A 26,480-nucleotide genomic window follows, 5' to 3' on the forward strand; every position below is an offset into this window, starting at 1 on the left:
CCGTCATTGGAGGCGCCGCCATGGCCGCCGCACAGTTGATTCCCACCGCCCTGTCCAAACACGCGGTTCCTGGTGACCCGACCGGCGAGGAGCCCCTCGCCGTCACGCTGCCCGGACCGCTGACCAGCGACACGCCGGGCCCGCTCACCAGCGAACCGCCCCTCGCCGACGCCGCGCCCCTCACCAGCGAGCCCCCGCTCGCCGACGCCGCACCCCTCACCAGCGAGCCGACCGCGCCGGGTACGGCCGGCGGCTCGGAGTTCTCAGGAGTCTGAATGGGCCTGGCCAGGCTCGCGGCGCTGCACGGTGTCGCCACCGTCCACTCACCCAGCCCCGACGTCACCGTCCCGGTCCCCGACGAGACGGTCGTCGCGGTGCTCGCCGCACTGGGCGTCGACGCGTCCACGGACGAGGCCGTCCGGTCCGAGCTGACCCGCGCCGAATCCGCCGCCGCGAGCCGTCTGCTGCCGCCCACCGTGGTCGTGTGGATCACTCCGGAGAACGCCACCGCCGATGCGGACACACCCGGGGCGTTCTCCGGGCCCCCCGTGGCGACACTGCCTCCCGCGCTCCCGCCGGCGCTGGCGGATCTGCCACCGGGCACACTCCTGCGGGTCGAGACGGAGCAGGGCGACACGGTCGAGTGGCCGTCGCCGGAAGCGTCGGAGCCGGCCCCCGGCTCGGTCGCCGACGCAATGCCCAGCACGGCCCCCGCGGGCCGTTCCTGGCCCGGTCTGCCGCTCGGGGTGCACCGGCTGGCCGCCGTCGCCGCCGACGGCCGTACGGCGGGGGCGGTACTCGTCGTCGCCCCGCGCGAGGTGCCGCAGCCGCCGCCCCGTACGCACGGCTTCCTCGTCCAGCTCTACTCCCTGCTGTCCAGCCGCTCCTGGGGCATGGGCGACCTCGGCGACCTCGCGGAGCTCGCCACCTGGTCCGGCCGGGAGCTGGGCGCCGGGTTCGTCCAGATCAACCCGTTGCACGCCGCCGTCCCCGGCGAACCGACCGACCCCTCGCCCTACCGCCCCTCCTCGCGCCGCTTCCCCGACCCCGTCCATCTGCGGGTCGAGGCCGTCCCCGAGTACGCGTACGTCACCGGCCGGGGGACCGAGCGGCTCGACGGGCTGCTGGAGCAGGCCACCGGGCTGCGCGCCGCGGTCCTGGAGAAGGACGCGCTGATCGACCGCGACGCCGTGTGGCGGCTCAAGCGCGAGGCCCTGGAGATCGTGCGCGAGGTCCCCCTCGGCCCCGGCCGCCGCGCCGCCTACCACCACTTCCTTGCCGAGCAGGGCCAGGCACTGGAGGACCACGCCACCTGGTGCGCGCTCGCCGAGGTGCACGGTTCCCAGTGGCACGACTGGCCGCCGGGGCTGCGCGACCCCCGCTCCGCCGAGACCGGCCGGGCCCGGCACGAGCTGATCGACCGCGTCGACTTCCACAGCTGGCTGGCCTGGCTCACCGACGAACAGCTCGCGGCGGCGGGCCGCGCCGCCCGCGACGCGGGCATGGCCGTCGGCATCGTCCACGACCTCGCGGTGGGCGTGCACCCCGACGGCGCCGACGCCTGGGCGCAGCGCGACGCCTTCGCCGACGGCATGTCCGTGGGCGCCCCGCCGGACGCCTTCAACGCGCACGGCCAGGACTGGGGGCTGCCGCCCTGGCGCCCCGACGTACTCGCCGCCTCCGGGTACGCGCCGTACCGCGGACTGCTCCGCGGACTGCTGACCCACGCGGGCGCCCTGCGTATCGACCATGTGATGGGCCTGTTCCGGCTCTGGTGGGTCCCCGCCGGCGCGGACCCGACGCGCGGCACGTACGTGCGTTACGACGCCGAGGCGATGCTCGCCGTCCTCGTCCTGGAGGCGCACCGCGCGGGCGCCCTCGTCATAGGGGAGGACCTCGGCACGGTCGAGCCCGGCGTACGGGAGGCACTGCACCGCCGTGGGGTGCTCGGCACCTCCGTGCTCTGGTTCGAGCGCGACTGGCAGGGCACCGGCCGTCCGCTGGCCCCCGAGAGCTGGCGCGAGGACTGCGTCGCCACCGCCACCACCCACGACCTGCCGTCCACCGCCGCGCGCCTCACCGGCGAGCACGTGGAGCTGCGGCACCGGCTGGGGCTGCTCGGCCGTCCGCTGGAGGAGGAGCAGCGCGAGGAGTCCGCCGAGGTCGCCGAGTGGCTCGTCACACTCACCCGGCTCGGGCTGCTCCCGCCCGGCGGTGGCGACGAGGAGGAACAGATCCGCGCGGTCTACCGCTTCCTGCTGCGCACACCGGCCCGCATGATCGGTGTCTGGCTGCCGGACGCGGTGGGCGACCGCAGACCACAGAATCTGCCTGGGACCTGGGACCAGTATCCGAACTGGCGGCTGCCGGTCGCCGACGCGGATGGCCGGCCGATGACGCTGGAGGAGCTGGCCGCCTCGCCCCGGTTGCACGGCCTGACGGGCGTATTGCGGCCACCTGTGCCGAATTGACAGCTTGTACGGGACCCCCGGGCGCGCGGCCGCCCCGCGCGTTCGCTACGTTGGCACCGTGGACAAGAAGAACGCCCTGCGCGCCGGCGCTGTCATGGCCGGAACGACGCTGATGATGCTGCTCATGTCGTCTCCCGTGCTCGCCGCCAACCGCGACGACGGCGACGACCCGGGCCCCGGCCTGACCGTCGTGGAGACCCTCGGCCTGTACGTGCTGACGCCGCTGGCGGCGTTCGCGGTGATCACCGGTCTGGTGATGGTCCTCGACAAGTCCAAGAAGCAGCACCGGGTCTGACAGCTCGGACGCCCCTTCCTTTCAAGGCTTCAAGGAGGCGCCGCACGGCACAGGTGTGCCGTGCCCCGCCTCTCTGTCTGCCCGGGGGCTGCCTCACACCCGCCGCACGGTCCACTGAACGGAGCCGGGGGCGGCCCCCGAAGAGACCGCCCCCGCTCGTCGGCGCCTGCCTATCCCGCGGCCCCGTCCGCCGCCTGGGCGCGCAGCGCGCGGTCCACGCCCGCCCGGGACTCGGACATCAGGCGGCGCAGCGCCGCGTTCGGGGACGCCGAGGCCAGCCAGGCGTCGGTCGCGTCCAGGGTCGACCGCGCGACCTGGAGCGCGGGGTAGAGCCCGAGCGCGATCTGCTGCGCCATCTCGTGGCTGCGCGAGTCCCACACGCCCTTGACCGCCGCGAAGTACTTCTCCGTGTACGGCGCGAGCAGCTCCTGCTGGTCCGTCTGGACGAAACCGCCGATGACCGCTTCCTGGAGCGCGTTCGGGAGCTTGTCGGACTCCACGACCGAGGCCCACGCCTCGGCCTTCGCCTCCGCCGTCGGCCGCGCCGCGCGGGCCGACGCCGCGTGCCGCTCGCCCGCCGCCGTACGGTCGCGCTCGTACTCCGCCGCGATCTCCTCCTCGTCGAACACCCCGACCGCCGCCAGCCGCTGCACGAACGCCCAGCGCAGCTCGGTGTCCACGGCGAGACCTTCGACCGACTCCGAACCGTCCAACAGCCCCTGAAGCAGGTCCAGTTGCTGCGGCGTACGGGCCGTAGCCGCGAACGCGCGCGCCCAGGCCAGCTGGTGGTCGCTGCCCGGCTCCGCCGTCCGCAGATGCGCCAGCGTCGCCTCCGTCCACTGCGTGAGCCCCGCCTCGCGCCACTCCGGCGCCGCGTACAGGTCCAGCGCGAGCTTCACCTGACGGTGCAGCGACTGCACCACGCCGATGTCCGTCTCCTTGGCGATGCCCGACAGCGCCAGCGCCAGGTAGTCGCGCGTGGCGAGCTCGCCGTCACGCGTCATGTCCCACGCGGACGCCCAGCTCAGCGCGCGCGGCAGCGACTCGGCGAAGTCCCCGAGGTGCGCGGTGACGACCCGCAGCGACTCCTCGTCGAGGCGGACCTTCGCGTAACTCAGGTCGTCGTCGTTGAGCAGCACGACCGCCGGCCGGGGCGTGTTCTGGGGGAACGGCACCTGGGTCAGCTCGCCGTCGACGTCCAGCTCGATCCGGCTGCTCCGGACCAGCTTGCCGTCCTCCGTGAGGTCGTAGCAGCCGATCGCGATGCGGTGCGGACGCAGCACCGCCGTGCCCTTCGCGCCCGGGGGCAGCGCGGGCGCCTCCTGCCGTACGGCGAGGGAGACCACGTGCCCCGCCTCGTCCAGCTCGATCTCCGGCCGCAGGATGTTGATGCCGGCCGTCTCCAGCCACGCCTTCGACCAGGTCTTCAGATCACGACCGGACGTCTCCTCCAGCGCGCCGAGCAGATCCGACAGGCGGGTGTTCTGATACGCGTGCGCCTTGAAGTACGCCTGCACGCCCCGGAAGAACTCGTCCTGACCGACATACGCGACGAGCTGCTTGAGGACGGACGCCCCCTTCGCGTACGTGATCCCGTCGAAGTTGACGAGCACGTCGTCCAGGTCGGTGATCTCCGCCATGATCGGGTGCGTCGACGGCAGCTGGTCCTGCCGGTACGCCCAGGTCTTCATGGAGTTGGCGAACGTCGTCCACGAGTGCGGCCACCGCGACTCCGGCGCGTGCGCCAGGCACGCGATCGAGGTGTACGTCGCGAACGACTCGTTCAGCCACAGGTCGTTCCACCACTCCATGGTGACCAGGTCGCCGAACCACATGTGCGCCAGCTCGTGCAGGATCGTCTCCGCACGCGTCTCGTACGCCGCGTCCGTCACCTTCGAGCGGAAGACGTACTGGTCGCGGATGGTGACGGCGCCCGCGTTCTCCATCGCGCCCGCGTTGAACTCGGGCACGAAGAGCTGGTCGTACTTGGCGAACGGGTACGCGTAGTCGAACTTCTCCTGGAACCAGTCGAAGCCGAGCCGAGTGACCTCGAAGATCGCGTCCGAGTCCAGATACTCGGCGAGCGAGGGCCGGCAGTAGACACCGAGCGGCACCGACCTGCCGTCCTTCTCGTACGTGCTGTGCACCGAGTGGTACGGGCCGACGATCAGCGCCGTGATGTACGTCGAGATCCGCGGCGTCGGCTCGAAGCGCCATACGTTCGACTCGGGTTCCGGCGTGGGGGAGTTCGAGACGACGGTCCAGCCCGCGGGGGCCGTCACCGTGAACCGGAACGTCGCCTTGAGGTCCGGCTGCTCGAACGAGGCGAACACGCGCCGCGCGTCGGGCACCTCGAACTGCGTGTACAGATAGGCCTGCTGGTCGACCGGGTCGACGAACCGGTGCAGACCCTCACCGGTGTTGGTGTACTCGCAGTCCGCGGTCACCGTCAGCTCGTTCGCGCCCTGCCGCAGATGGTGCAGCGCGATGCGCGAGTCCCGGAAGATCGCGGCGACATCGAGCTCCTTGCCGTTCAGCACCACCTGGTGGACGGCGGGCGCCACCAGGTCGATGAAGGTCTCCGCCCCGGCCTCCGCGCTCTCGAAGCGCACGGTCGTGACGGAACGGTAGGTCCCGCCCTCCTGCGCGCCGCTGAGATCGAGGTCGATCTCGTACGAGTCAACGGTGAGGAGGCGCGCCCGCTGCTGCGCCTCTTCACGGGTCAGATTTGTGCCAGGCACCCGGTCATCTCCTCGGATCGGTACGTTTTGCCTCATCCTTCCATGGGGACCCGGTCCGCCGCCCGGCAGTTACCGCGAGCCCAGGGGCCCCACCGCGACGTCCGAAAACCGCCGGTCAACGCGGTGCGAGGAGGTGATGCTCGGCGTATGACACAGCACATCGCACGGGCGATCGAGCCCGCCGTCCTGAAGGAACTCCGCGACACCGACGACGCGGGAGCCGCCCGCACCCCGTTCACCGGCACCGGGGGCGGCGAGCCGCTGCGCTGCTGTCTGCGGCCCAGCGCGGCCGGCGAACGGATCACGCTCGTCTCGTACGCGCCCCTGCGGCGCTGGGCGGCCGAGACCTGGGCCAAGCCCGGTGCCTACGACGAGCAGGGACCCGTCTTCATCCACGCCGAGGAGTGCGGGGGACCGGCGGCGGACGCGGCCGGCTACCCCTTCGCCCGGCCCGGGGCGCTGCGCGCCGTACGCCGTTACGACTCCGAGGGGCACATCGTCGGAGGCAGGCTGCTGGAGATTCCCGAGGCGGAGGGCTTCGACGAGCCCTTCGACGAGGCGTTCGCCGAGGCCTTCGCGGACCCAGAGGTGGCGCTCGTCCATGTCCGGGCGGTGGAGTACGGCTGCTTCCACTTCGAGGTGCGCCGCTGAGGCACGTCCGTCGGGCGGGCCCCGGGTCCGGGGCCCGGACCCGGGGTCAGCCGCGCGGTTCGGCGGCGACCAGCTCCGCGATCTGTACCGCGTTCAGCGCCGCGCCCTTGCGCAGGTTGTCGTTCGACACGAACAGCGCCAGGCCGTTCTCCACCGTCTCGTCCTGGCGGACGCGTCCTACGTAGGAGGCGTCCCGCCCCGCGGCCTGGAGCGGTGTCGGGATCTCGGACAGCTCGACACCGGGGGCGTCCTTCAGCAGCTCGTACGCGCGCTCCACGCTGATCGGACGCTCGAAGCGGGCGTTGACCTGGAGGGAGTGTCCGGAGAAGACCGGCACCCGCACACAGGTCCCGGAGACCTTCAGCTCCGGGATCTCCAGGATCTTGCGGGACTCGTTGCGGAGCTTCTGCTCCTCGTCCGTCTCGAAGGACCCGTCGTCGACGATCGAGCCCGCGAGCGGCAGCACGTTGAAGGCGATCGGGCGCTTGTAGACGCCCGGCTCGGGGAATTCCACGGCGTCGCCGTCGAACGTCAGCCGGTCCGCGTTCTCCACGACCTTGCGGGCCTGGTCGTGCAGTTCGGCGACGCCCGCGAGGCCGGAGCCGGACACGGCCTGGTAGGTGGTGACGACGAGCGCGACGAGACCGGCCTCGTCGTGCAGGGGGCGCAGCACGGGCATCGCGGCCATCGTGGTGCAGTTCGGGTTGGCGATGATGCCCTTGGGGCGGTCGGCGATCGCGTGCGGGTTGACCTCGGAGACCACCAGCGGGACATCGGGGTCGCGGCGCCAGGCGGACGAGTTGTCGATCACCACGGGGCCCTGTGACGCCACCTTCTCGGCGAGCGCCTTGGACGTGGCGCCGCCCGCGGAGAAGAGCACGATGTCCAGGCCGGTGTAGTCGGCGGTCGACGCGTCCTCGACGGTGACCGGCTCGCCCCGCCACTCGATGGTGGAGCCCGCGGAGCGGGCGGAGGCGAAGAGCCGCAGCTCGTCGGCGGGGAAGTTCCGCTCGGCCAGGATGGTGCGCATGACTGTGCCGACCTGACCGGTGGCTCCGACGATTCCGACCTTCACTGGGACTCCTCCGTACGTACACGCGGCCCGGGTGCCGCGTCCATGATGCGTCTCCCCGAGCCCCCCTTGTCCAATCCATTCCGCTGGTCGGGACGGGTGCGGTGTCGGTCACACCCCAACGGGGGCACGGGGACGGACAGGCGGCACGGGCACACGTAAGGGGCGGGCGCCCGCCAGGACGCCCGCCCCTCCCTACGTATCAGCCCTCACGTGCCGGCCGGACCGGCCGTTACGGCAGGACCTTCTCGATCACGACACTGCCGGTGCCCGCGGCCGTACCGCGCGCGTTCTGCAGCTGGACCTCGCCGAAGAACTGCCGGCCCTCCGGAGCGGCGCCCGCCACCGTCACCTCGGCGGAGACCTCCGCCGACGCGCCGTTGGCGAGCTTCACCGGAGCGTCGCCGACCGTGACCTCGCCGAGCGACGCCGAGTAGAAGACGTCGCGGTAGTCGTACTCGGTGGTCCCGGCAGGGACCGAGTAGCCGGCCACCACGAAGGTGTACTCACCGGCTGCCGGCTCGACCAGGCTCACGGCCTCCTCGGAGTCACCGTCGGCGGCCTGCCCGACCAGTACGCCGTCCCTGAAGACCGCGAGGTCCAGGTCCGCCGAGGTGTCCGAGACGCCGCCGATGGCCACGTCCAGCCGCTCGACGCCCGCACCGATGGTGACGGTCGTCTCCTTCTCCTCGCCCTGGCCGATCGAAGGCCGGTCGACCTTCGCCGAGCCGAGCGAGCCGCCCGCGAGCTTGCCGTCGATGGCGGCGAACCCGTTGGTGACGGTCCACTCGACCGGGGTCGGCGTACCGATCTTGGCCTCGGGGAGCGTGGTGACCGCCGGGTCGAACGCGGCACCCAGCACGGTGACGTCCAGCTTGTACGGGTTGTTCAGCAGCGGCGACGTACGACGCGACTCGACCTCGATCTCCCAGACGCCCGGCGTCGGGTCCGCGTACGAACGCAGGTCCGGACGGCAGGTGTTGGCCGGGTTCTCGTAGTTCGGGTAGCAGAAGATCGTCGAGCTGTCCTCCATCTGCACACCCTGCGGGTGGAGGCTGATGAAGCGGGTCTGGCTGCCCTCCGCGAGTCCGCCGAGCGCGACCTCAAGGGTCTTGGCGCCCTCGGGGACGGTGACGAAGTACGACTCGGTGCCGTTGCGCTCGACCGAGCCCAGCGACGAGTACGCGAACGAGGGCTTCGCCAGCTTCTTGGAGACGACCACGGTGGTGAGGATCTGCTTGTCCACACCGGTGCTGGAACGGTCGTCCAGTTCGAGGATGGCGCTGTGCGTGCCGGCCTGGTCGGGCTTGGCCTGCACGGTGACCGTGACCGGCTTGTTCTTCGGCAGCTTGACCTTCTTGCCGCTCAGCAGCTTGAAGGTGCCGTCGTTGTACTTCCAGTTGAGCTGGTGCTCCACCAGGCCCTTGGGACCGGTGGTGCGGGTGACGGTGACGTCGTAGGTCCGGCTCTTGCCGGCCTGGAGGCCGCCCTCACGGTCGTAGAGACCCGTGCCGAAGCCCGGGGTCTTCAGCGCGAAGTCGATCGAGGTGTCGACCGGGGCCTTGACGCTGTACTCGTTGGCCTGCGCGCCGTCCTGGATCGCGTCCCAGGCGCCGACGATGTCGATGAGGCCCGCGCCCTGCTCGTGCGCCTTCTTGCCGGCGATCTTGGTGGCGGTGGAGGTGAGCGCCGTCCGCAGCTTCGCGGGGGTCAGCTCGATCCCCTTCTGCTTGGCCGCCGAGAGCAGCAGCGCGCTCGCGCCGGTCGCCTGCGGCGAGGCCATCGAGGTGCCCTGGAGCATCGAGTAGCCGGGCGGCAGCTGGTAGCCGGCCTCGGCGACGGGGCCGCCGGGGAACCAGGTCTGCGTGGTGTTGATGGCGGCGCCGGGGGCCGAGATGATCGGCGCGAAGCCACCGTCCTCACGCGGACCGCGGGCGGAGAACGGCATCATGTCGTAGTCGACCGTGGTGACCGACCCGTAGTTCGCCGCCCACGTCTCCTTGGAGATCGAGGCGCCGACCGAGATGACCTTGTCCGCGACAGCCGGGTCGCTGATGGTGTTGGTGCCCGGACCGTCGTTGCCCGCGGAGATCACGAGCTGGACGCCGTAGGTGTCGATCAGCCGGGTGTAGAGCTCTGCCCGCGCGTTGTTGCCGTCGTTGAGACCGGGCAGCCCGCCGATGGACATGTTGACGATGTCCACGCCGCGCTCGATGACGAGGTCGGCCATGCCCTCGGTGAGGGCGATGTTGGTGCAGCCGCCGCTCCAGGTGCAGGCGCGCGAGGAGACCAGCTGGGCGCCGGGCGCCGCGCCGTTCATCTTGCCGCCGAACAGGCTGTTGGCCGCGGTGATACCGGCCACGTGGGTGCCGTGCGAGCCCTCGATGACGCCGATGTTGACGTAGTCGGCCCTGGCGCCCGCGGAGTTGTAGACGACGTCCTCGCGGACCTCGACGACGAACGGGATGCGCTCGACGATCTCGGTCTTCGGGTCGTCCTCGCCGAAGTAGCCGACCTGGAAGCCGTTCTTGTACGGCTTCATGATCTTGTCGTTGCCGAACTTGGCGTCGTTGTTGAGGTCGACGCGTACGGTGCGGGTGCCCGCGTCGTACAGCATCGCCCACACGTCGGTCGTGTCGCCGTCGCGGTTCAGGTCCCCGGCCATGTCGCCGCCGCGCGTGGCGGACTCGGCGAACAGGTTGAACTTGTAGCTCCCGGCGGGGGCCGAGTACGTCCGGTTGTTGACCGTGAACGACGGGCCCTTGACGTCGAGCTGCATCTGACGCCAGGTGCCGTCACCGTCGGAGACCGGGTCCGTCGCCGTGACCCAGTCGACGATCTTGCGCTCGCCGGTGCTGGTCTTCTGCAGCGCCGGGTGGCCCAGGTCGATGCCGGAGTCCAGGATGCCGATGGTGACCCCGCGGCCGTCGGCCTTCGGGTTCTGCTTGACGAAGTCCACCGCACCGGTCTCGAAGGACGGGTTGTACGGGTTCTTCGCCGGGGTGTTCGCGCCGGGCGCGGCCGCGGCCTTGGCACCCTTGGCCTTCGCGGCGCCCTTCACCGTGTCGGCGGCGGGCGTCGGGTCGTCCAGCTCGATCTCGTGCTTGAGGTCGATGCCGTGGACGGAGGAGAGCTTCCCGGCCGCCTTGAGCGCGGCCTCGGCCTTGCCGGTGGGCAGGGTGGCCCGTACGTAACCGAGCTTGTCGTACGTCTTGCCGACCACCGCGCCGGACACGGCGTCGAACTGGCCGGAGACCTGCTCGGTCTGGCCCGGTGCCGTGGCCACCATGACGGTGACGTTCTTCTCGCCCTCGGCGACGGCCTGGTCGAGCAGATCGACGTCGGCCGAACCGAGCTTCTCGGAGGCTGACTTGGCGGGTTTCACAGGTGCGGAGGCGGCCGGGTCGTCGGCGGCCGGAGCGGCGAAGACAGGCAGCGTGCCGCCGGCTATCAGCGCGGCCGCGAGGCCCGTGGCGGCGGCGACCCGAGCCACGCGTCTCGGACCGGATATGGAGCTCTCGGATTCGGAGGTCATCAGCATCCCTGGTTGTGAAAGAGACAGTCCGGAATTCGGTACCGGATGACCGCTCAGCTTTGCGTAAATGACCAGGGTTTGTGGAGAGCTGTCAGTACAGGGAACCAGCGGTGGCGTACATCCGCCACTGGACCGGCTCCGCCATCGAGGACCAACCACCCTATATCCGGGTCTCCTTGCGCCCGCCCTCGTCCGGCGGCCTCACCTCGGCAGCACGATCACGCGCGCCGGGGGCTCGCGGTCGGCCGAGGCGAGCAGGGCCGTCCGGACCACCGTCGCCTGCAACTCCGGCGAATCGCGCAGCTTCCGGGGCGTCAGATGGACGACGGTGATGCCGAGCCGCTCCAGGTGTTCGCGCTTGCGCGCGCACTCGGACCACTCGACCTCGTCCTCCGGCGTCCTGCCGTGGCGCGGTGCGCGCGGGTCCAGTTCGACCGCCACCGCGTGGTCGGGCCAGTAGGCGTCGATGCCGCCGAGGTGCGGGCCGCCCGGCAGCCGCAGGTCCACGTTCCAGAGCGGCTCGGGGAGCCCGTGCGTGCGCACCATCTCGTAGAGCCGGCCCTCGGCGACCGCCCGGCCGGCGGCGAGCAGCGAGTCGACGGCGTCCACGACATGCGGCCGGGACAGCAGCCGGGCCTGGGTCAACTCCCGCACGGCGCAGGCGGGTTCGCAGTGCCCGCACCGCACCGCCTCGGTGAGCAGCCGGCGTACGGCCGCCGGGTCGGTGAGCCCGGCGACAGCGTCGGCCAGGGCGCGGGCCACGGGCGCCACGGGGAGGCCGGTGACCTGTTCGGCGGCGGGCAGCGCGTGCGCGCGGACGATCCGCACGCACCCCGTGGAGCGCAGCCGGCGGGTGCGCGGGAGGAGTACGTCGACATGGTCCAGCGCGGTCAGCGCGGGGGCCGACGAGAAGCCGTGCAGGGTGAGGGCGGCCAGACCGGTGATCATCGCGGTGTCGCGGGAGTGGCGGGCGCCGGCGGGCCGGTCCGTGGGCTGCGCCGGGACGTCCCCGTCCGCCGAGCCGGGGGCCGGGCGGAGCTCCGCGTACAACAGGGCCGCGCGCAGGCGCTCGTCGCTCGTCGGCGGGCCCTGGTGGAGCAGGAACACCCCGGGCAGGAACTGCTGCCAGGGGCCCCCGGGCCCGCAGCGCGCGGCGGCGCGGGCCGCGCTGACGCCGTGCTCGCGCAACTGCGCGGCGGACAGGACACGCCGCTGCGCGCCGGTGAGGTGGCTGAGGGGGCGGGGGAAGAGCGGGGAGGGGGTTTCGCCGCCGAAGGAGGTGGAGGAGTTGTTCATGTCCGGGGCTTCCCCGCGAACGGCCCGCCCGCTAACCGCTGTTACGAGCCCGTCGACAAAACCGGACAAGCTCGTCCTAAAGTACGGACGTTCGAATGCCGATCAGGCGGGTCGCTCGCCACCGCGCCCCGCCCCACGGCCGGTCCAGGCCGGACCGGCCGAGACAGCCCAGCACGAGGGGCAACTCGCCGAAGCCCTCGGCGGCGAGTACGGCTACCTCGTGCCCGGCGGCACGATGCCCGCCGTGCGGGTGCGCGAGCGCGCGAAGCGCGTCGCGGGACGCCCCGACGAGGGACGGCCGCCGCGGGCCGAGGAAGCACATCCCGTGGCCGGGAACCGCGCCCCGCCGAGGACGGGCGAGGGCCAGTGGCGGTAGCCATCTGGCCCGCCTGCCGCCCCTGCCGCGCCGCCCCTGCCGCGCCGCCCCTGCCGCGCCGCCCCGGCCGCGCCGCGTTGACCGCGCCGCGTTGACCGCGCCGCGCCGTCTGTCGGCCGCGCCGCGTTGACCGCGCCGCGCCGTCTGTCGGCCACGCCGCGACTCGGCCCCGGCCGCGTTTCGACCGCGCCCCGCTGCCTGCGCATCTGCCGTGCCCGCCCCAGCCGGCTCTGCCGCGCTGCGCCCCGGCCGCGCCGCGCAGCCTGACCGCCTGCCGCGCCGTTTCGCGTCCCGGCCGTGCCGCGTCCCTACCGTGCCGCCCGCCGCACCGCGCCGCACCGCCTCCCGCCGTGCCTCCCGCCGGGACGCACCCCATCGCCTGCCGACCCCGCCGCCTCCCGACCGGCTCGGTGCCCCCGGCTCCGGTCAGCCCGAGATGCGCCCCGCAGCCGCGTCGCAGGCCTGGGCCGTCAGTGCGCGGGCCAGGTCGTCGCGGGCCTCAAGTACCAGACGGCGCAGGGCCGGTGGCGCGTCCGGGTGCGCGGTGAGCCAGGCGTCCGTGTCGCGCACCGTCTCCTCCCGGTCCTGCAGACTCGGGTAAAGACCCCGCACCACGTCCATGCCGATCTGGATCGAGCGCTCGGCCCACACCCGTTCGATCACCTCGAAGTACTTCTCCGCGTACGGCGCCGTCAGCCACCGCTGCCCCGGCTGCGCGAAGCCCGCGATCGTCGCCTCCACCAGCGCGTTCGACAGGGCGTCGGAGTCCACGACATCCGCCCACGCGGTCGCCTTGACCTCCTCCGACGGCCGCGCGGCGAGACAGCGCACCTGGTGGCGCCTGCCGGAAGCGGTGTCGTCGCGTGCCAGTTCGGCGGCGATCACGGACTCGTCGGCCAGTCCGTGCGCCGCCAGCGGACGCAGCAGGCTCCACCGCAGCTCCTGATCGACGTCGAGCCCGTCGATCTTCGCGCTGTCCCCCAACAGGCTCTGGAGCAGCTGGAAATCGGCGTCCGAGGTGGCCGCCGACGCGAAGAACCGCGCCCAGGTCAGCTGGTGCTGACTGCCCGGCTCGGCCTGCCGGAGCTCGCGCAGCGCGCCCTTCGCCAGCGCCCCCGCGCCCTCCTCGCGCCACCCTGGCGCCGCGTAGTGGATCAGCGCGCCCTGCGCCCAGGCGTGCAGCATCTGGAGCACGCCGATGTCGGACTCGCGCCCGGCGAACCGCAGCACCAGACCGATGAAGTCCCGCGCGGGCATCAGCCCGTCACGCGTCAGATTCCACAGCGCCGACCAGCACAGCGCCCGCGCCAGCGGGTCGGTCAGCTCGCCGAGATGCTCGCGCAGAGTCTCCAGCGAGCCCTCGTCGAAACGGATCTTGCAGTACGTCAGGTCCTCGTCGTTGACCAGGATCAGATCGGGCCGCTCGGCCCCGGCCAGCTCGGGGACGACCGTACGCGGCCCGTCGACGTCCACCTCGGCGCGCGCGTACCTGACCAGCTCCGCGTCCACGCTCTGGCGCCGGTACAGGCCCACGGCCACCCGGTGCGGGCGCAGTTCGGGGTGCGAGGCGGCGGCCTCCTGGAGCACGGCCAGCTCCGTCACATGGCCGGCGGCGTCGTAAGTGACCGCGGGGGTCAGGGAGTTGACGCCCGCCGTCTCCAGCCAGGAGTGCGACCACGACGTCATGTCCCGCCCCGATGTCTCCTCCAGCACGGAGAGCAGATCGCCGAGACGGGTGTTGCCGTACGCGTGCCGCTTGAAGTAGCGCCGGGCGCCCTCCAGGAACGCCTCGCGCCCGACGTACGCGACGAGTTGCTTCAGCACCGACGCGCCCTTGGCGTAGGTGATGCCGTCGAAGTTGAGCTTCGCGTCCTCCAGGTCACGGATGTCGGCCGTGATCGGATGCGTGGAGGGCAGCTGGTCGGCGCGGTATGCCCACGACTTGCGGTTGTTGGCGAAGGTGACCCACGCGTTGCTGAAGCGCGTCGCCTCCGCCAGCGACAGCGCGCCCATGAAGTCGGCGAACGACTCCTTGAGCCACAGGTCGTCCCACCAGCGCATGGTCACGAGATCGCCGAACCACATGTGCGCCATCTCGTGCAGGATGACGTTCGCGCGGCGCTCGTACGACGCCTGGGTGACCTTGCCCCGGAAGACATAGTCCTCGCGAAAGGTCACACAGCCCGGATTCTCCATCGCGCCGATGTTGTACTCCGGCACGAACGCCTGGTCGTACTTCCCGAAGGGGTACGGGTAGTCGAAGTTGTCGTGGAAGAAGTCCAGGCCCTGCTTGGTCACCAGGAAGATGTCGTCGGCGTCGAAGTGCCGGGCGAGGCCCTTGCGGCAGAGCGCGCCGAGCGGGATCTCCAGCGTGGAGCCGTCGGGGAGCGCACGCCGGTAGACGTCGGTGACATGGTGGTACGGCCCCGCCACGACGGCCGTGATGTACGTCGAGATCGGCTTGGTCTCGGCGAACGTCCACACACCGCCGGCGGACCCCGTCGCCTCGCCGTTGCTCCAGACCGTCCAGCCCTCGGGCGCGGTCACCTCGAAGCTGAACGGCGCCTTGAGATCGGGCTGCTCGAAGGTGGCGAAGACCCGGCGCGCGTCGGCGGGTTCGTACTGCGTGTACAGATACACCTCGCCGTCCTCGGGATCGACGAAGCGGTGCATGCCCTCGCCCGTACGGCTGTAGGCGCACTGCGCGTCCACGACCAGCACGTTCTCGGCGGCCGTCCCGAACAGCGCGATCCGCGAGCCGTCGAAGACGACGGACGGGTCCAGGGGACGCCCGTTCAGCGTCACCGAGGTCACACTCGGCGCCACCAGATCGGCGAAGGTGGCGATACCCGGCTGCGCCGAGCGGAAATGGATCGTCGTCACCGAGCGGAAGGTGCGCTCCGCGCCCGCCCCGTCGCCACCCGCCCCGTGCTCCGGCGTGGCGCCCGGCACTCCGTCCGGCGCCTCACCGACCGCCGAGCGCAGGTCGAGGGCGACCTCGTACCGGTCGACGGACAGCAGCTCGGCCCGCTCATGGGCCTCGTCGCGGGACAGATTCTCACCGGGCACGGGCACTCCTTCGTGTGCGTGTTTTTGTCTGCAACGGCTTGAATTCTCCCACGGGGTACCTAGCGAACATGCTCTGGGAATGCCTGCGGCGGCCGGTGGCGTTGCGGGTACGTTGCCCATCGCTGTACCGCAGCCGTTTTTACGAGGAGAGACACGCCCATGAGCGAAACGAAGGCCAAGACGCCGGTCGACTTCTGGTTCGACCCGATCTGTCCGTGGGCCTGGATGACCTCCCGCTGGATGCTTGAGGTGGAGAAGGTCAGGAACGTCGAGGTCAGCTGGCATGTGATGAGCCTGGCCGTACTGAACGAGCAGAAGCTCGACGAGCTTCCCGAGCAGTACCGGGAGGGCCTGAAGGCCGCCTGGGGCCCGGTGCGCGTGGTGATAGCCGCCCAGCAGCTGCACGGGGACGAGGTGGTCGGCAAGCTCTACACCGCGCTCGGCACCCGCATCCACAACGCCGGTGAGGGCAACAGCCGCGAGACGGTCGCCGGGGCGCTGGCGGACGTCGGTCTCCCGGCCGACCTCATCGAGTACATGGACAAGGACACCTACGACACCGAGCTGCGCGCCTCCCACAAGGAGGGCATCGACAAGGTCGGCCAGGAGGTCGGCACCCCGGTGATCGCGGTGCCCGGCTCGGACGGCGAGCAGATCGCCTTCTTCGGCCCGGTCGTCACCCCCGCCCCCAAGGGCGAGGAGGCCGCGAAGCTGTGGGACGGGACGCTGATGGTCGCCTCGATCCCCGGCTTCTACGAGATCAAGCGCACCCGTACGCAGGGCCCCATCTTCGACTGAGCCGGCCTCCCGGCCGGACTTCCGCCGGAGTCGGAAGGCTGAGGACTGCGAGGTTCACGGCTCCGAAGGATTACGGCCCGCGCCGTCGTGCGCGGGCCGCGATGCCCTCGACGAACACGTCCAGGAAGAACTCGAAAAGGGTGTCCGGCGAGTCCGCCGCCGGCCCGCCGCGCTCGCCGTCGCCGCGGCGTTCCCGGCGCTCCGGCGGGCCACGCTCGCGGCGCCCGGTGACTGACCCGCCAGGTGACTGACCTGTGGAAAGACCCCCGCGAGCCATGTCCTCGCGAGGGTCCTTCGTCAATCCGTCCGCAGGTGAAGGCTGAGAAGACGATCACGAGCAGGACGCCTTGGGGGTGGCCGGGTGGCCGGTCCCGTCAGGGGGCGAGCAGCAGGACGTCGTCCCGCTCCTTCGCCGCCGCGTAACGCCGTGCCACGTCCTGCCAGTTCACGACGCGCCACATCGCCTCGATGAAGTCCACCTTCTGGTTCTTGTACTGGAGGTAGAAGGCGTGCTCCCAGGCGTCGAAGACGAGGATCGGCACGGATCCCTGCCCGACGTTGCCCTGGTGGTCGTAGACCTGCTCGACGATCAGCCGGCCGCTGAGCGGCTCGTACGCCAGCACGCCCCAGCCGGAGCCCTGCGTCGTCGCCGCGGCCTTCGTCAACTGGGCCTTGAAGCCGGCGAAGGAGCCGAACGACTCGGTGATCGCGTCGGCGAGGTCGCCGGCACCGTCGGCCGCCAATGGCTCGCCGCCGCCGTTGTCGCCCGTCATGTTGTGCCAGTAGATCGAGTGCAGGACATGGCCGGAGAGATGGAACGCGAGGCTCTTGTGGAGGCCGTTGATCGCGCCCCAGGCCCCCTTGTCGCGTGCCTCGTCCAGCTGCTCCAGGGTGTCGTTGGCGCCCTTCACGTACGCGGCGTGGTGCTTGTCGTGGTGCAGCTCGATGATCTGCGGATTGATGACCGGTTCGAGCGCCGCGTAGTCGTAGGGGAGTTCGGGGAGTGTGTAGATGGCCATGGGCGAGCCCTCCTGCTGCTTATTGCACATCTTATGCAACTGCACGCTAACAGCAAGAGGGCTCGGTGCTGATCAGGCTCCGGGCCTGGGTCCCCCGGTGTCAGTCCTTCGCCTCCGAGGCGTCGCGCGCCATCGCCGCGATGTCCGGGTAGTCCGTCACCACCGCGTCCACACCACGCCCGAAGTGCAGCGCGTACTCCGCGAAGGCGTCACCGAACTCGTTGGGATTCGTACCGCGCCGGAACTGCGCTGGCAGGTACTGGTTCTCCGCGCGGAAGGTGTACGCACCCACCTTCAGACCCGCCCGGTGCGCATCCGCCAACAGGGTGAACGGCTCCACGACGGACGACTTGTCCGGGCCGATCCAGTCCGCGTACCGCGCGATCCTCCGCAGCCCCTCCGGCGTCATCATGTCCTTGTACGTCGTGGGGTCACCCGCCGCGACCAGGTCGTACGGCGCGCCCGTCGTGCCCAGCGCCTGCCAGAGCGGCAGCCGCAGCCGCTCTTCGGCGAACGCGGCGAGGCTGCTGGGCTCGAACGACTGGACCACGCACTCGTCGGCGTCCAGCCGGTAGCGCCGTACGATCCGCGCCAGCGCCGGCTCCAGGGGCAGTCCGATGGAGCGGAAGTACGTGGGGTGCTTGGTCTCCGGGAAGACGGCGATCCGGCGGCGGTGGCGCCGGGACAGCTCACGGGCCAGCTTCACGACCTCCTCGAAGGTCATCACCGGCTCGCGGCCGTCGAAGACGGTGTTGCGGTTACGGATCAGCGGCAGCCGCTCGACCGCCCGCAGGGTCTTCAGCTCGGCCAGAGTGAAGTCCTCGGTGAACCAGCCGGTCACCGGCCGCCCGTCGACGGTCTTCGTGGTACGCCGGTCCGCGAACTCGGGGTGCTTCGCGATGTCCGTCGTCTGCGAGATCTCGTTCTCGTGCCGCACGACCAGGACGTGGTCTTTGGTCGGTACGAGATCGGGCTCGATCCAGTCGGCACCTGTCCGCACGGCGTAGGTGTACGCGGCGGCGGTGTGCTCGGGCCGCCACCCGGCGGCCCCCCGGTGCCCGATGACCACTGGCCGCCGACCGGGCCCGGTGGCACCGGCCGCGGCGGCGGGCAGCGCGGTGACGGCGGTCGCGGCGCCGGCCGCGAGCAGTATGGAGCGGCGTCTGGGCTGTGCGGACATACGGGTCTCCCTCGTAAGGCTCGTGAATCGGCGGACGGTCGATGGGACACGGGGGGCGGCGGCAGCACGATAGGCGCCCACCGAGGCCGAGCTGACGCGATACGCGTCGGATTCACCGCCTGTACGGCGGGCGGCCGCCGGAGGTTCACCGGGGGCGGGGCGAGGACATCGCCGGGCGGCGGGCCGCGTGTACGGCGATGGCCTCCGGCCCCGGCCGTACCGCTGGGCCCATGCCGACGGGCGGCGCGTCGCGTGGTACGGCGGTGGCCTCCGGCCGCAGCCGCGCCTCGGGACCCCGGTCCCGGCTCGGGCCCCGGCCTGGACTTGCCTCCGGTCCGGTCCTCGGCCTCTGGCCGCGGCTCCGGCCGCAGGCACGCGCCCGCAGCCGCGCCTCGGGGCCCGGTCCCGCCTCCGGCCCCGGTCTCCGGTCCCGGCCCGGACTCGGCCCCGGTCCGGCCCTCGGTCCTCGGCTTCGGGCAGGAGGCGCGCCGGCCCCCGCCCCACTACCTGCCCTGCCGCCCGCGCGCCGCCGTCAGGCGGGACAGGTGGTCCTCGTAGCCCTTGGCGTAGTACGCCGCCCGCGCCGGGTCCGGTTCGATCACCGCTGTCGGGGCCGTCCACCGGGTCACGTCCAGCGGCACCCCGTGCCGCGCCGCCGAGGCGATCACCGCGCCGCGCGCGCCCACCTCGCCCTCCACGATCCGCAGCGGCCTGCCCAGCACATCGGCGAACAGCCGCATCCACGCGGGGCTCCGGGTGCCGCCGCCGCAGACCGCCAGGGTGCCCGTCAGGCCCGCCGCCTCCAGGCAGTGGCGGGCGGCGTAGGCGATGCCCTCGCAGGTGGCCCGGATCAGATCGGCCGGCGTCGACTCCAGTGAGACGCCCGTCAGTTCGGCGCGCAGCGCCGGGTCCACGAACGGCGCGCGTTCGCCCGACGGCGCGAAGTACGGCAGCACCCGGACGCCTCCCGCGCCCGGCTCCACCGCGTCGAGCAGCGCGTCCACCTCCGCGTGGTCCGTGCCGGTCGTCGTCAGGACCCAGTCGAGCGCGGCCGTCCCGACCATCGCGGGCATCGCGCGCAGCCAGTGCCCGGGCCGGTCCGTCGAGATGTGCAGCCCGCCCGGTTCGCCGTCCAGGTCGAGCCGGTCCGTCGCGACGAGCGAGGCCAGACACGTGCCGATGATGAGCAGCCCGTCGCCCGGCTCGGTGACCCCCGCACCCAGCGCGCTCGCCGGCAGGTCGTAGGGCCCGTTGGCGATCCGCACGCCCGACGGCAGTTCACCGATGGCGACCGGATCGCTGACCGGCGCCAGCAGCGGCGCCCGGTGCGTGAGCCCCAACTCGGCCAGAACGTCGGCGGAGTACGCGCGCGTCCTCGGGTCCAGGAACGGCATCGACGCGTCCGAGACATCCGTCGCCCGCACCCCGGTCAGCCGCTGGAAAACCATGTCCTTGCAGTACAGCGCCGTCTCCGCCGCCTCCAGCGCCGCCGGCTCGTGACGGTCGAGCCAGGCCAGCACCGGCCCCGGGCAGCCGGGGAACATCGCGCTGCCGCTGCGCCGGAACACCGAATCGAAGACCCCCGAAGCCAGCCACGCGTCCACGAACTCATGGGCCCTGCCGTCCATCCAGGAGATCGCGGGCCGCACCGGGCGCCCCTCCGCGTCGACCAGCCAGACCCCGTCGCCCTGGCCGGTGAGCCCGGCCAGCTCGACCGGCCCGGGCAGGGCGGCGGTGAGCGTATCGAGGGCGTCGACGACCGCGCCGTACAACTCCTCCATGTCCTGCTCGACATGGCCGCCGTGGATGTCCAGACGCACCGGGCGTGACTCGACGGCCAGCGCGTTGCCCCCGTCGTCGAAGGCCGCGGCCTTCACCGTGGATGTGCCGACATCGATACCGACGTACATCACGCTCTCCTCAGGTGGGTCCCGGGCTCAGGTCAGGCAGTGCGCCGGCGGCTCGCCCCTGGCATGGCGCGCCACCTCCGCCGCGGCGATCCGCGCCGCCTTCCGGGCCACGGCCCTGCTCGCCCCGCCCAGATGCGGGGTCAGCAGCAGATTCGGTGTGCGCCGGAGCCGGGAGCCGGCCGGCAGCGGCTCCTGCTCGTACGTGTCGAGCGCCGCCGTCGCGAGCTGCCCGCTGTCGAGCGCGTCGCAGAGCGCGTCGGTGTCGAGCAGCCCGCCGCGCGCCACGTTCACCAGGGCCGACCCCCTTGGCAGCAGGGCGAGTTCGGGCGCGCCGATCAGCCTCCGGGTCTCCGGGGTGAGCCTGGCGTGCAGCGTGACGACACTCGACCGGGACAGCAGCGCCTGGAGGGACTTGGCCCGCATCCCGTGCACATCCCCGCGTACGTACGGGTCGTACACCTCCACCTCCGCGCCGAACGCGGTCAGCACCCGGGCGACCCGGCTGCCGACCGCGCCGTAACCGATCAGCCCCACCGGGGTGTCCTCCAGCTCCGGGCCGCAGCGCGTGTACGTGTAGTGCGAGGCGTCCCACTCCCCGTCCAGGGCGAGGGAGTTGTGCGCCTGCGGGATCCGCCGCAGGGCCGCCAGCATCATCCCGACGGTGAACTCGGCGGTGGCCGCCGCGTTGCGCCCCGGCGCGAAGCAGACCTTCACGCCGCGCGCCCGGGCCGCCTCGACGTTGACGTTGACCGGACCGCCCCGGCACACCGCGACCATCCGCAGCGCCGGCGACGCGGCCAGCACCCGCTCGGTGAAGGGACCCATCTGGGTCACACAGACCTCGACCCCCTCCAGCGCCTCGATCAGCGCGTCCTCGGAGTCGTTGGCCTCATGGACCTCGGCGACGTCCCCGAACGGGGTGAGCGGCCAGGGGAGGGTGAGCTCGGTGATCTCGGCCGGTCCCGCGACGTCGCGCCGCAGGGCCTCGGTGATCAGGGAGTTGAGGACGAAGTGGTCACCCGCGGCGAGGATCTTCACGTCAGCGCATCTCCTGTCTCGGCGTCGAACACGTGCGTGTGCTGCGGGTCGGCGGTGACGCGCACGGTGTCGCCCCGGTCCAGGCGGATCTCCGGGCCGGTCTCCACGACGAGGGGTTCCGTGACGCCGTCGAGCGTGAGCGTGGCGATTCCGGACTCCAGGAGCGGCTCATGGGCGCTGACCGTAGCCCGTACGGCGCCGTCCTCCGCCCCGCCCGGCCCGGTGTCCCCCGTCCCGGCTCCCGGCTCACCCTCCCGGGTCAGCCGCAGATCCTCCGGACGGATGCCGAGCACCACCCGGCGGCCGACGGGTGCGCCGGCGGGGCACGGGAACCGCACCGCCCCGGCGAGCCGTACCCACCCGCCGGCCGCCACGACGCCCGGCAGCAGATTGATCGCCGGCTCCCCCACGAAGTCGGCGACGAACACATTCGCCGGGGCGTCGTAGATCTCGTACGCCGTGCCGACCTGCTGGATCACGCCGTCCCGCATGACGGCGATCCGGTCGGAGAGCGAGAGCGCCTCCTCCTGGTCGTGTGTGACGAGGATCGTCGTATGACCCAAGTCCCGCTGGATCCGCTTGAGTTCGCGGCGCGTCGTGTCGCGCTGGGCGGCGTCCAGATGGGACAGCGGCTCGTCCAGGAGCAGTACGTCGGGCTCCCGGATCAGCGCCCTGGCCAGCGCGACGCGCTGCTTCTGGCCGCTGGACAGACCGGCGGGCCGGGCGGCGAGGAGATCGGTGATGCCGATCCGCTCGGCCATGTCGGCGACTCGCCGGGCCCGTTCCCCGGCCCCGTGCAGCCGGCGGGCCGCGAGCCCGAAGCCGAGATTCTCCGCGACGGTGAGCGGCGGGTAGAGAGCGTAGTTCTCGAAGGCGACACCGATGTTGCGTTCCCGCGCGGGCAGGGAGACGACGGAGTCCCCGCCGACCAGGATGTCGCCGCCGGTCACGGACTCCAGCCCGGCGATCATCCGCAGCGTGGTGGACTTGCCGCAGCCGGACGGGCCGAGCAGGCCGAGGAGTTCGCCGGAGCGCAGCTCGATGTCGATGCCGCGCACCGCCTCGACGGGGGGCCGGCCGCGCGACACATAGGTCTTGCGCAGGGCACGGAGCGCCAGGGCCTGGCCGGCGGATGCCGGCGGATCGGCCGGGCTCCTCGGGCCCGCGAAGATCCGCCGGGCCGGGGCTGGTTCAGTCATCGCCCACCTCGCAGACTTGGTAGGGGACCTTGTGCTCGTCGAGGTCGCGCAGTGCCTCGGCGGAGGCGCCCGCGTCGACGAGCACCAGATCGAAGGCGGAGAGCGGGGACAGCCGGTGCAGCGCGACCCGGCCGAGTTTGGAGTGGTCCAGCAGCAGGACGTTCTTCGCCGCCGAGCCGAGCATCGCGCGTTTCACGGAGACGATGTGCTGCTCCTGGTGGTAGGCGAAGCCCCCGGAGACCGCGGAGGTCGAGGTGAAGCAGATGTCGACCTGGAGCGACTGCACGGCCTCGACGCAACTGACGCCGAGGAAGGAGGAGTGCAGCGGGTCGTAGTCGCCGCCGAGCGCCATCAGATGGATGCCGCGCTCACCGGACAGCAGATTGATCGCCTCAAGGAAGTTGGTGACGACGGTGAGCGGGGTGATGGAGCCGAGCCGCCGCGCCATCTCCAGGGTGGAGGTCGAGTCGTCGAGCATCACCGCCATGCCGGGCTCGACCAGGGTCAGCGCGTGCCGGGCGACCGCCGCCTTCTCCTCGTGCATGGCCTTGAGCCGGAAGGCGACGTTCGACTCGAAGACACCGGACGGCTGGGCGGTCACCCCGCCCCTGAACTTCCTTACGATTCCCTGCCGTTCGAGCTCGTCCAGATCGCGGTGAATGGTCATCAGACTGACGTCGAAGCGTGCTGCCAGCTCGGCGGCGGTGCCCTCGCCCTGCGCGAGGACGTACTCGGCTATCGCCGCCTGGCGCGAGGCGGGGCCGCGCTGCTGCTGGGTGCTCATGGGGTGATCCTTCGTCCTGGACGCTCCGGCCGGTCGGCCTCGAACAGGAGCAGGCTCTCAGGCCGTACGGAGAGCCGCACAGGATCGTCCACGCGCAGGCCGGCCGCGGCGGCGCGCGGCGCGACGAGCGACAGGTGCCGGGAGCCGAGCCGGACGGTGACCTCGGTGGCACGGCCGAGGACCTCGGTGACATAGACGGTGCCGGTCAGCTCCAGCGCGCCGCCGACAGCCTCGCCGAGGGTGATGTCCCTCGGCCGTACCCCCAGCTGTACGGCGGTGCCCGGCGCCGCCGGTACGTCCACCGGCAGTTCGAAGCCGCCCTCCGCCGATCCGAAGTGCCCCTCGGCGGTGACCGTCCCCGGCAGCAGATTGATCAGCGGACGCCCGAAGGCACGCGCGACGAACGTGTCGTACGGCCGGTGCCAGATCTCCTCGCGCGTCCCGGTCTGTGTGATCCGCCCGTCCCTGATCACCCCGATCCGGTCGCCGAGCGCCAGCGCCTCCACCGAGTCGTGCGTCACATACAGCGTGGTGGTGTGCCGGACGTCGCCGATAGCCTTCAGCTCGGCGCGCATCGCCTGACGGAGTTTGGCGTCGAGGTGGGAGAGCGGTTCGTCGAGGAGGAAGGCGCGGGCGGGCCGGACGAGCACCCGGCCGAGCGCCACCCGCTGCCGCTGCCCGTTCGACAGCGCTCCGACCGGACGCTCCAGCAGCCGCTCGATTCCGAGGAGTTCGGCGACCTCGTGGATCCGTGTCCGGGCCTCGGCGCCCGGCAGCCGGTACTTGGGCGAACGCAGCGGCGAGGCGAGGTTGTCGTAGGCGGAACGGTGCGGATAGAGCGCGTACGACTCGAAGCACATGGCCACGCCCCGGTCGTACGGCTCCACACCGGTCATCTCCCGGCCCCCCAGCTCGACGGTCCCCGCGTCGGGCTCCTCCAGCCCGGCGATCGTCTTGAGCGTGGTCGTCTTGCCCGCGCCCGACGGGCCGAGCAGACAGAAGAACTCGCCCTCGGCGACGTCCAGTTCGATGCCGTCGAGCGCGGTGGTACGCCCGTACGACTTGTGGACGCCGCGCAGCGCGACCGAGGCCGAGGCCGACGCGGGGGTCATGACTTCACCGCCCCGAACGACAGCCCCCGCACCAGGTACCGCTGGATCGTCAGCGCGAGGAGCAGCGGCGGGATCACCGACACCAGCGCGGCGGCGGCCGTCAGGTTGTACTTGGGCCGGTCGCCGCCGAGGAACGACAGCGCGCCCACGGTCACCGTCTGCGCCTCCGAGGAGGTGAGGATCAGCGGGAAGACGAAGTTGTTCCACGCGAAGATGAAGGCCAGCAGGGACACGGCGGCGATGCCCGGCTTCACCAGCGGCAGCGCGACCCGGAAGAACGCCTGCTTGCGGGTGTAGCCGTCGAGCAGAGCCGCCTGCTCCAGCTCCGGTGACAGATCGGCGAAGTACGACCGCATGATCCAGACGATCAGTGGCAGCGTGACCAGTTGCAGCACCCAGATCATGCCGACGTACGTGTCGAAGAGCCCGAGCTGCTGGTAGAGCACGAACAGCGGGATGATCACGGTCAGTTCGGGCGCGAACCGGAACGACAGCAGCGTGAACATCAGGTTCTCCGAGCCCCGGAACCGCCACCGCGCGGCGGCGTACGCGGCGGGCAGCCCGATCACCAGGGAGAGCCCGACCGCCCCCAGCGACACCACCAGGCTGTTGACGAAGAACCGTACGAACGGCACGCCCTCGTCCTCGCCCGCGCCGAGGACCGTCCGGTAGGAGTCGAGGGTCGGAGTGAACGAGAAGTAGGTGCTGAACAGCTCGTTCGCCGGTTTCAGGGAGAGGATCACCATCCACACGACGGGGAAGAGCGCGAAGAGGAAGTAGAGGATCAGCGCGCCGTCGGCGGCGATCGCCAGTGCCCGCCGCTTCACGGCCCGGCTCGCTGCCCGTTTCGCCGTGCGGCCTTTCCGGACCTCGGTCATTTCGGCACCTCCGCGGCCCGGTTCTGTATCCGGCCCAGATAGCGCACCAGCACCATGGCCGCGAGATAGACCACCGCCCAGAGCACGATCATGTAGCTCAGCCCGAACGAGTAGCGCTGGAAGCGGATCGCCTCCAGATACGCGCGGATCTGGAGCACCACCGTGGAGTCGCCGGGACCGCCCTCCGTCAGGGCGTAGATGATGTCGAAGACCTTCAGCGAGTCCATGAACCGGAAGATCACCGCGACCAGGACGTACGGCCAGAGCATCGGCATCGTCAGCTTGCGGAAGGTGAACCACCAGCTCCCACCGTCGACCGCCGCCGCCTCGAACGGGGAGGTGGGCAGCGAGCGCAGCCCGGCCAGCGCGAGGATCGCGACGAACGGTGTGTAGACCCACACGTCCACGGCGATCGACGACAGCAGCGCGCCCGTCGGGGTGTCCGTCCACTGCACACCGCCGAGACCGAACGGCCGCAGCAGGTGGTTGACGACACCGACCGACGGCTGGAGCATCAGCTTCCAGATGATCGCGGCGATCACGGGAGCGATCATCAGCGGCAGGATGAGGACCTTCTCCAGCACCCGGCCCACCAGGGTCGAGCGGTGCAGGAGCAGTGCGACGGCGACGCCGAGGACCGTCTCGACGGCGGCGGCGCCGACGGCGTACAGCACCGTCACCCACGCCGAGTCCCAGAAGGAGGAGTCGGTGAAGATCCGCCGGTAGTTCTCCAGGCCCACCGGATCCGGCTGCGGTTTGCTCGCCGCGAAGTCGAACACGGTGTAGTAGAGGCCGAGTCCGAAGGGATAGAGGATCCCGCCGGTCAGCAGCAGGGCGGGGACGATGAGCAGATACGGCCGCAGGGTGCGCCGCCACCTCGGCACGCTCCGCGCGGCGCCAAGCCCGGGCGGGGGAGCGCCCGAGCCCGGTCCGGCGCCCGGTTCCGATTCCGCTCCGGGGCCCGGTCCCGCGGCCGACGCCTTCTCAGGGGCGCCGGCCACGGCCGCGTCGTCGGACGAGGCCGCCCCGTGATCGGCCTCCGTCGACGAGTCCATG

General features: G+C 71.7%; 20 protein-coding genes. 6 read left to right on the forward strand and 14 right to left on the reverse strand.

All coding sequences use genetic code 11. The features are described 5' to 3' along the window. Nucleotides 1-20: 20 nt before the first annotated feature. The 3 genes from IEY79_RS10490 to IEY79_RS10500 are packed head-to-tail and all read left to right on the forward strand — an operon-like array spanning nt 21 to nt 2,766. On the forward strand, nt 21-275 hold the full coding sequence (locus IEY79_RS10490; RefSeq protein WP_189107093.1) for a hypothetical protein: 255 nt from the start codon (nt 21-23) through the stop codon (nt 273-275). Next, nucleotides 276-2,471, forward strand: a complete 2,196-nt coding sequence (gene malQ, locus IEY79_RS10495; protein WP_189107094.1) for a 4-alpha-glucanotransferase — start codon at nt 276-278, stop codon at nt 2,469-2,471. It begins immediately after the preceding gene. Between the two features lie 58 nt (nt 2,472-2,529). Further along, a complete protein-coding gene (locus IEY79_RS10500; protein ID WP_189107095.1) occupies nt 2,530-2,766 on the forward strand; it encodes a hypothetical protein in 237 nt (78 codons plus the stop codon). Nucleotides 2,767-2,936: 170 nt separating this feature from the next. Here IEY79_RS10500 and pepN (IEY79_RS10505) read toward each other — a convergent pair whose 3' ends face one another. Beyond that, nucleotides 2,937-5,507, reverse strand: coding sequence for an aminopeptidase N (gene pepN / locus IEY79_RS10505; protein WP_189107096.1), 2,571 nt, complete (start codon nt 5,505-5,507; stop codon nt 2,937-2,939). A 147-nt stretch (nt 5,508-5,654) separates the two neighbouring features. Between pepN (IEY79_RS10505) and IEY79_RS10510 the strand changes: the two genes are divergently transcribed. Then, complete coding sequence (locus IEY79_RS10510; RefSeq protein WP_189107097.1) at nt 5,655-6,158, forward strand: DUF1203 domain-containing protein; 504 nt, start codon at nt 5,655-5,657, stop codon at nt 6,156-6,158. A gap of 46 nt (nt 6,159-6,204) precedes the next feature. Here IEY79_RS10510 and IEY79_RS10515 read toward each other — a convergent pair whose 3' ends face one another. The 3 genes from IEY79_RS10515 to IEY79_RS10525 all read right to left on the reverse strand — a co-directional run bounded on the left by IEY79_RS10515 (nt 6,205) and on the right by IEY79_RS10525 (nt 12,061). Beyond that, nucleotides 6,205-7,233 carry an aspartate-semialdehyde dehydrogenase gene (locus IEY79_RS10515; RefSeq protein ID WP_189107098.1) on the reverse strand — a complete coding sequence of 343 codons (1,029 nt, stop codon included), beginning with the start codon at nt 7,231-7,233 and terminating at the stop codon, nt 6,205-6,207. A gap of 229 nt (nt 7,234-7,462) precedes the next feature. Beyond that, nucleotides 7,463-10,771 (reverse strand): S8 family serine peptidase, encoded by a 3,309-nt coding sequence (locus tag IEY79_RS10520; RefSeq protein WP_189107099.1) that lies wholly within the window; start codon nt 10,769-10,771, stop codon nt 7,463-7,465. A gap of 195 nt (nt 10,772-10,966) precedes the next feature. Then, on the reverse strand, nt 10,967-12,061 hold the full coding sequence (locus tag IEY79_RS10525; protein ID WP_189107100.1) for a hypothetical protein: 1,095 nt from the start codon (nt 12,059-12,061) through the stop codon (nt 10,967-10,969). Between the two features lie 220 nt (nt 12,062-12,281). Between IEY79_RS10525 and IEY79_RS10530 the strand changes: the two genes are divergently transcribed. Then, nucleotides 12,282-12,437, forward strand: coding sequence for a hypothetical protein (locus tag IEY79_RS10530; RefSeq protein ID WP_189107101.1), 156 nt, complete (start codon nt 12,282-12,284; stop codon nt 12,435-12,437). A 426-nt stretch (nt 12,438-12,863) separates the two neighbouring features. On the opposite strand, the gene pepN (IEY79_RS10535) is transcribed toward IEY79_RS10530, so the two are convergent. After that, nucleotides 12,864-15,506, reverse strand: coding sequence for an aminopeptidase N (pepN, locus tag IEY79_RS10535; protein WP_189107102.1), 2,643 nt, complete (start codon nt 15,504-15,506; stop codon nt 12,864-12,866). A gap of 159 nt (nt 15,507-15,665) precedes the next feature. Here pepN (IEY79_RS10535) and IEY79_RS10540 point away from each other — a divergent pair, with 159 nt between their 5' ends. Beyond that, complete coding sequence (locus tag IEY79_RS10540; RefSeq protein WP_189107103.1) at nt 15,666-16,304, forward strand: mycothiol-dependent nitroreductase Rv2466c family protein; 639 nt, start codon at nt 15,666-15,668, stop codon at nt 16,302-16,304. A gap of 374 nt (nt 16,305-16,678) precedes the next feature. Here IEY79_RS10540 and IEY79_RS10545 read toward each other — a convergent pair whose 3' ends face one another. The 9 genes from IEY79_RS10545 to IEY79_RS10585 form a co-directional block, all read right to left on the reverse strand. After that, nucleotides 16,679-17,323, reverse strand: coding sequence for a superoxide dismutase (locus IEY79_RS10545; protein WP_189107104.1), 645 nt, complete (start codon nt 17,321-17,323; stop codon nt 16,679-16,681). A gap of 100 nt (nt 17,324-17,423) precedes the next feature. Next, a complete protein-coding gene (locus tag IEY79_RS10550; protein ID WP_189107105.1) occupies nt 17,424-18,503 on the reverse strand; it encodes a glycerophosphodiester phosphodiesterase family protein in 1,080 nt (359 codons plus the stop codon). Nucleotides 18,504-19,006: 503 nt separating this feature from the next. Beyond that, entirely contained in the window at nt 19,007-20,413 is a 1,407-nt protein-coding gene (locus IEY79_RS10555) for an FGGY-family carbohydrate kinase (protein ID WP_189107106.1), read from the reverse strand. 27 nt (nt 20,414-20,440) lie between these two features. After that, a complete protein-coding gene (locus IEY79_RS10560; protein WP_189107107.1) occupies nt 20,441-21,451 on the reverse strand; it encodes a 2-hydroxyacid dehydrogenase in 1,011 nt (336 codons plus the stop codon). Next, nucleotides 21,448-22,650 (reverse strand): ABC transporter ATP-binding protein, encoded by a 1,203-nt coding sequence (locus IEY79_RS10565; RefSeq protein ID WP_189107108.1) that lies wholly within the window; start codon nt 22,648-22,650, stop codon nt 21,448-21,450. Before IEY79_RS10565 ends, IEY79_RS10560 begins: the two co-directional genes overlap by 4 nt. Then, nucleotides 22,643-23,434 carry a DeoR/GlpR family DNA-binding transcription regulator gene (locus IEY79_RS10570; RefSeq protein ID WP_189107109.1) on the reverse strand — a complete coding sequence of 264 codons (792 nt, stop codon included), beginning with the start codon at nt 23,432-23,434 and terminating at the stop codon, nt 22,643-22,645. The genes IEY79_RS10565 and IEY79_RS10570 overlap by 8 nt, the downstream gene beginning before the upstream one ends. Next, the gene (locus IEY79_RS10575; protein ID WP_189107110.1) at nt 23,431-24,546 is read right to left on the reverse strand and encodes an ABC transporter ATP-binding protein; all 1,116 of its coding nucleotides are present in this window, start codon (nt 24,544-24,546) and stop codon (nt 23,431-23,433) included. The genes IEY79_RS10570 and IEY79_RS10575 overlap by 4 nt, the downstream gene beginning before the upstream one ends. Then, a complete protein-coding gene (locus tag IEY79_RS10580; RefSeq protein WP_229700788.1) occupies nt 24,543-25,424 on the reverse strand; it encodes a carbohydrate ABC transporter permease in 882 nt (293 codons plus the stop codon). The genes IEY79_RS10575 and IEY79_RS10580 overlap by 4 nt, the downstream gene beginning before the upstream one ends. After that, nucleotides 25,421-26,479 (reverse strand): carbohydrate ABC transporter permease, encoded by a 1,059-nt coding sequence (locus IEY79_RS10585; RefSeq protein ID WP_268240586.1) that lies wholly within the window; start codon nt 26,477-26,479, stop codon nt 25,421-25,423. Before IEY79_RS10585 ends, IEY79_RS10580 begins: the two co-directional genes overlap by 4 nt. Nucleotide 26,480 lies beyond the last annotated feature (1 nt).

This window comes from Streptomyces camponoticapitis, from assembly GCF_014646115.1.
GTDB lineage: Bacteria > Actinomycetota > Actinomycetes > Streptomycetales > Streptomycetaceae > Streptomyces > Streptomyces camponoticapitis.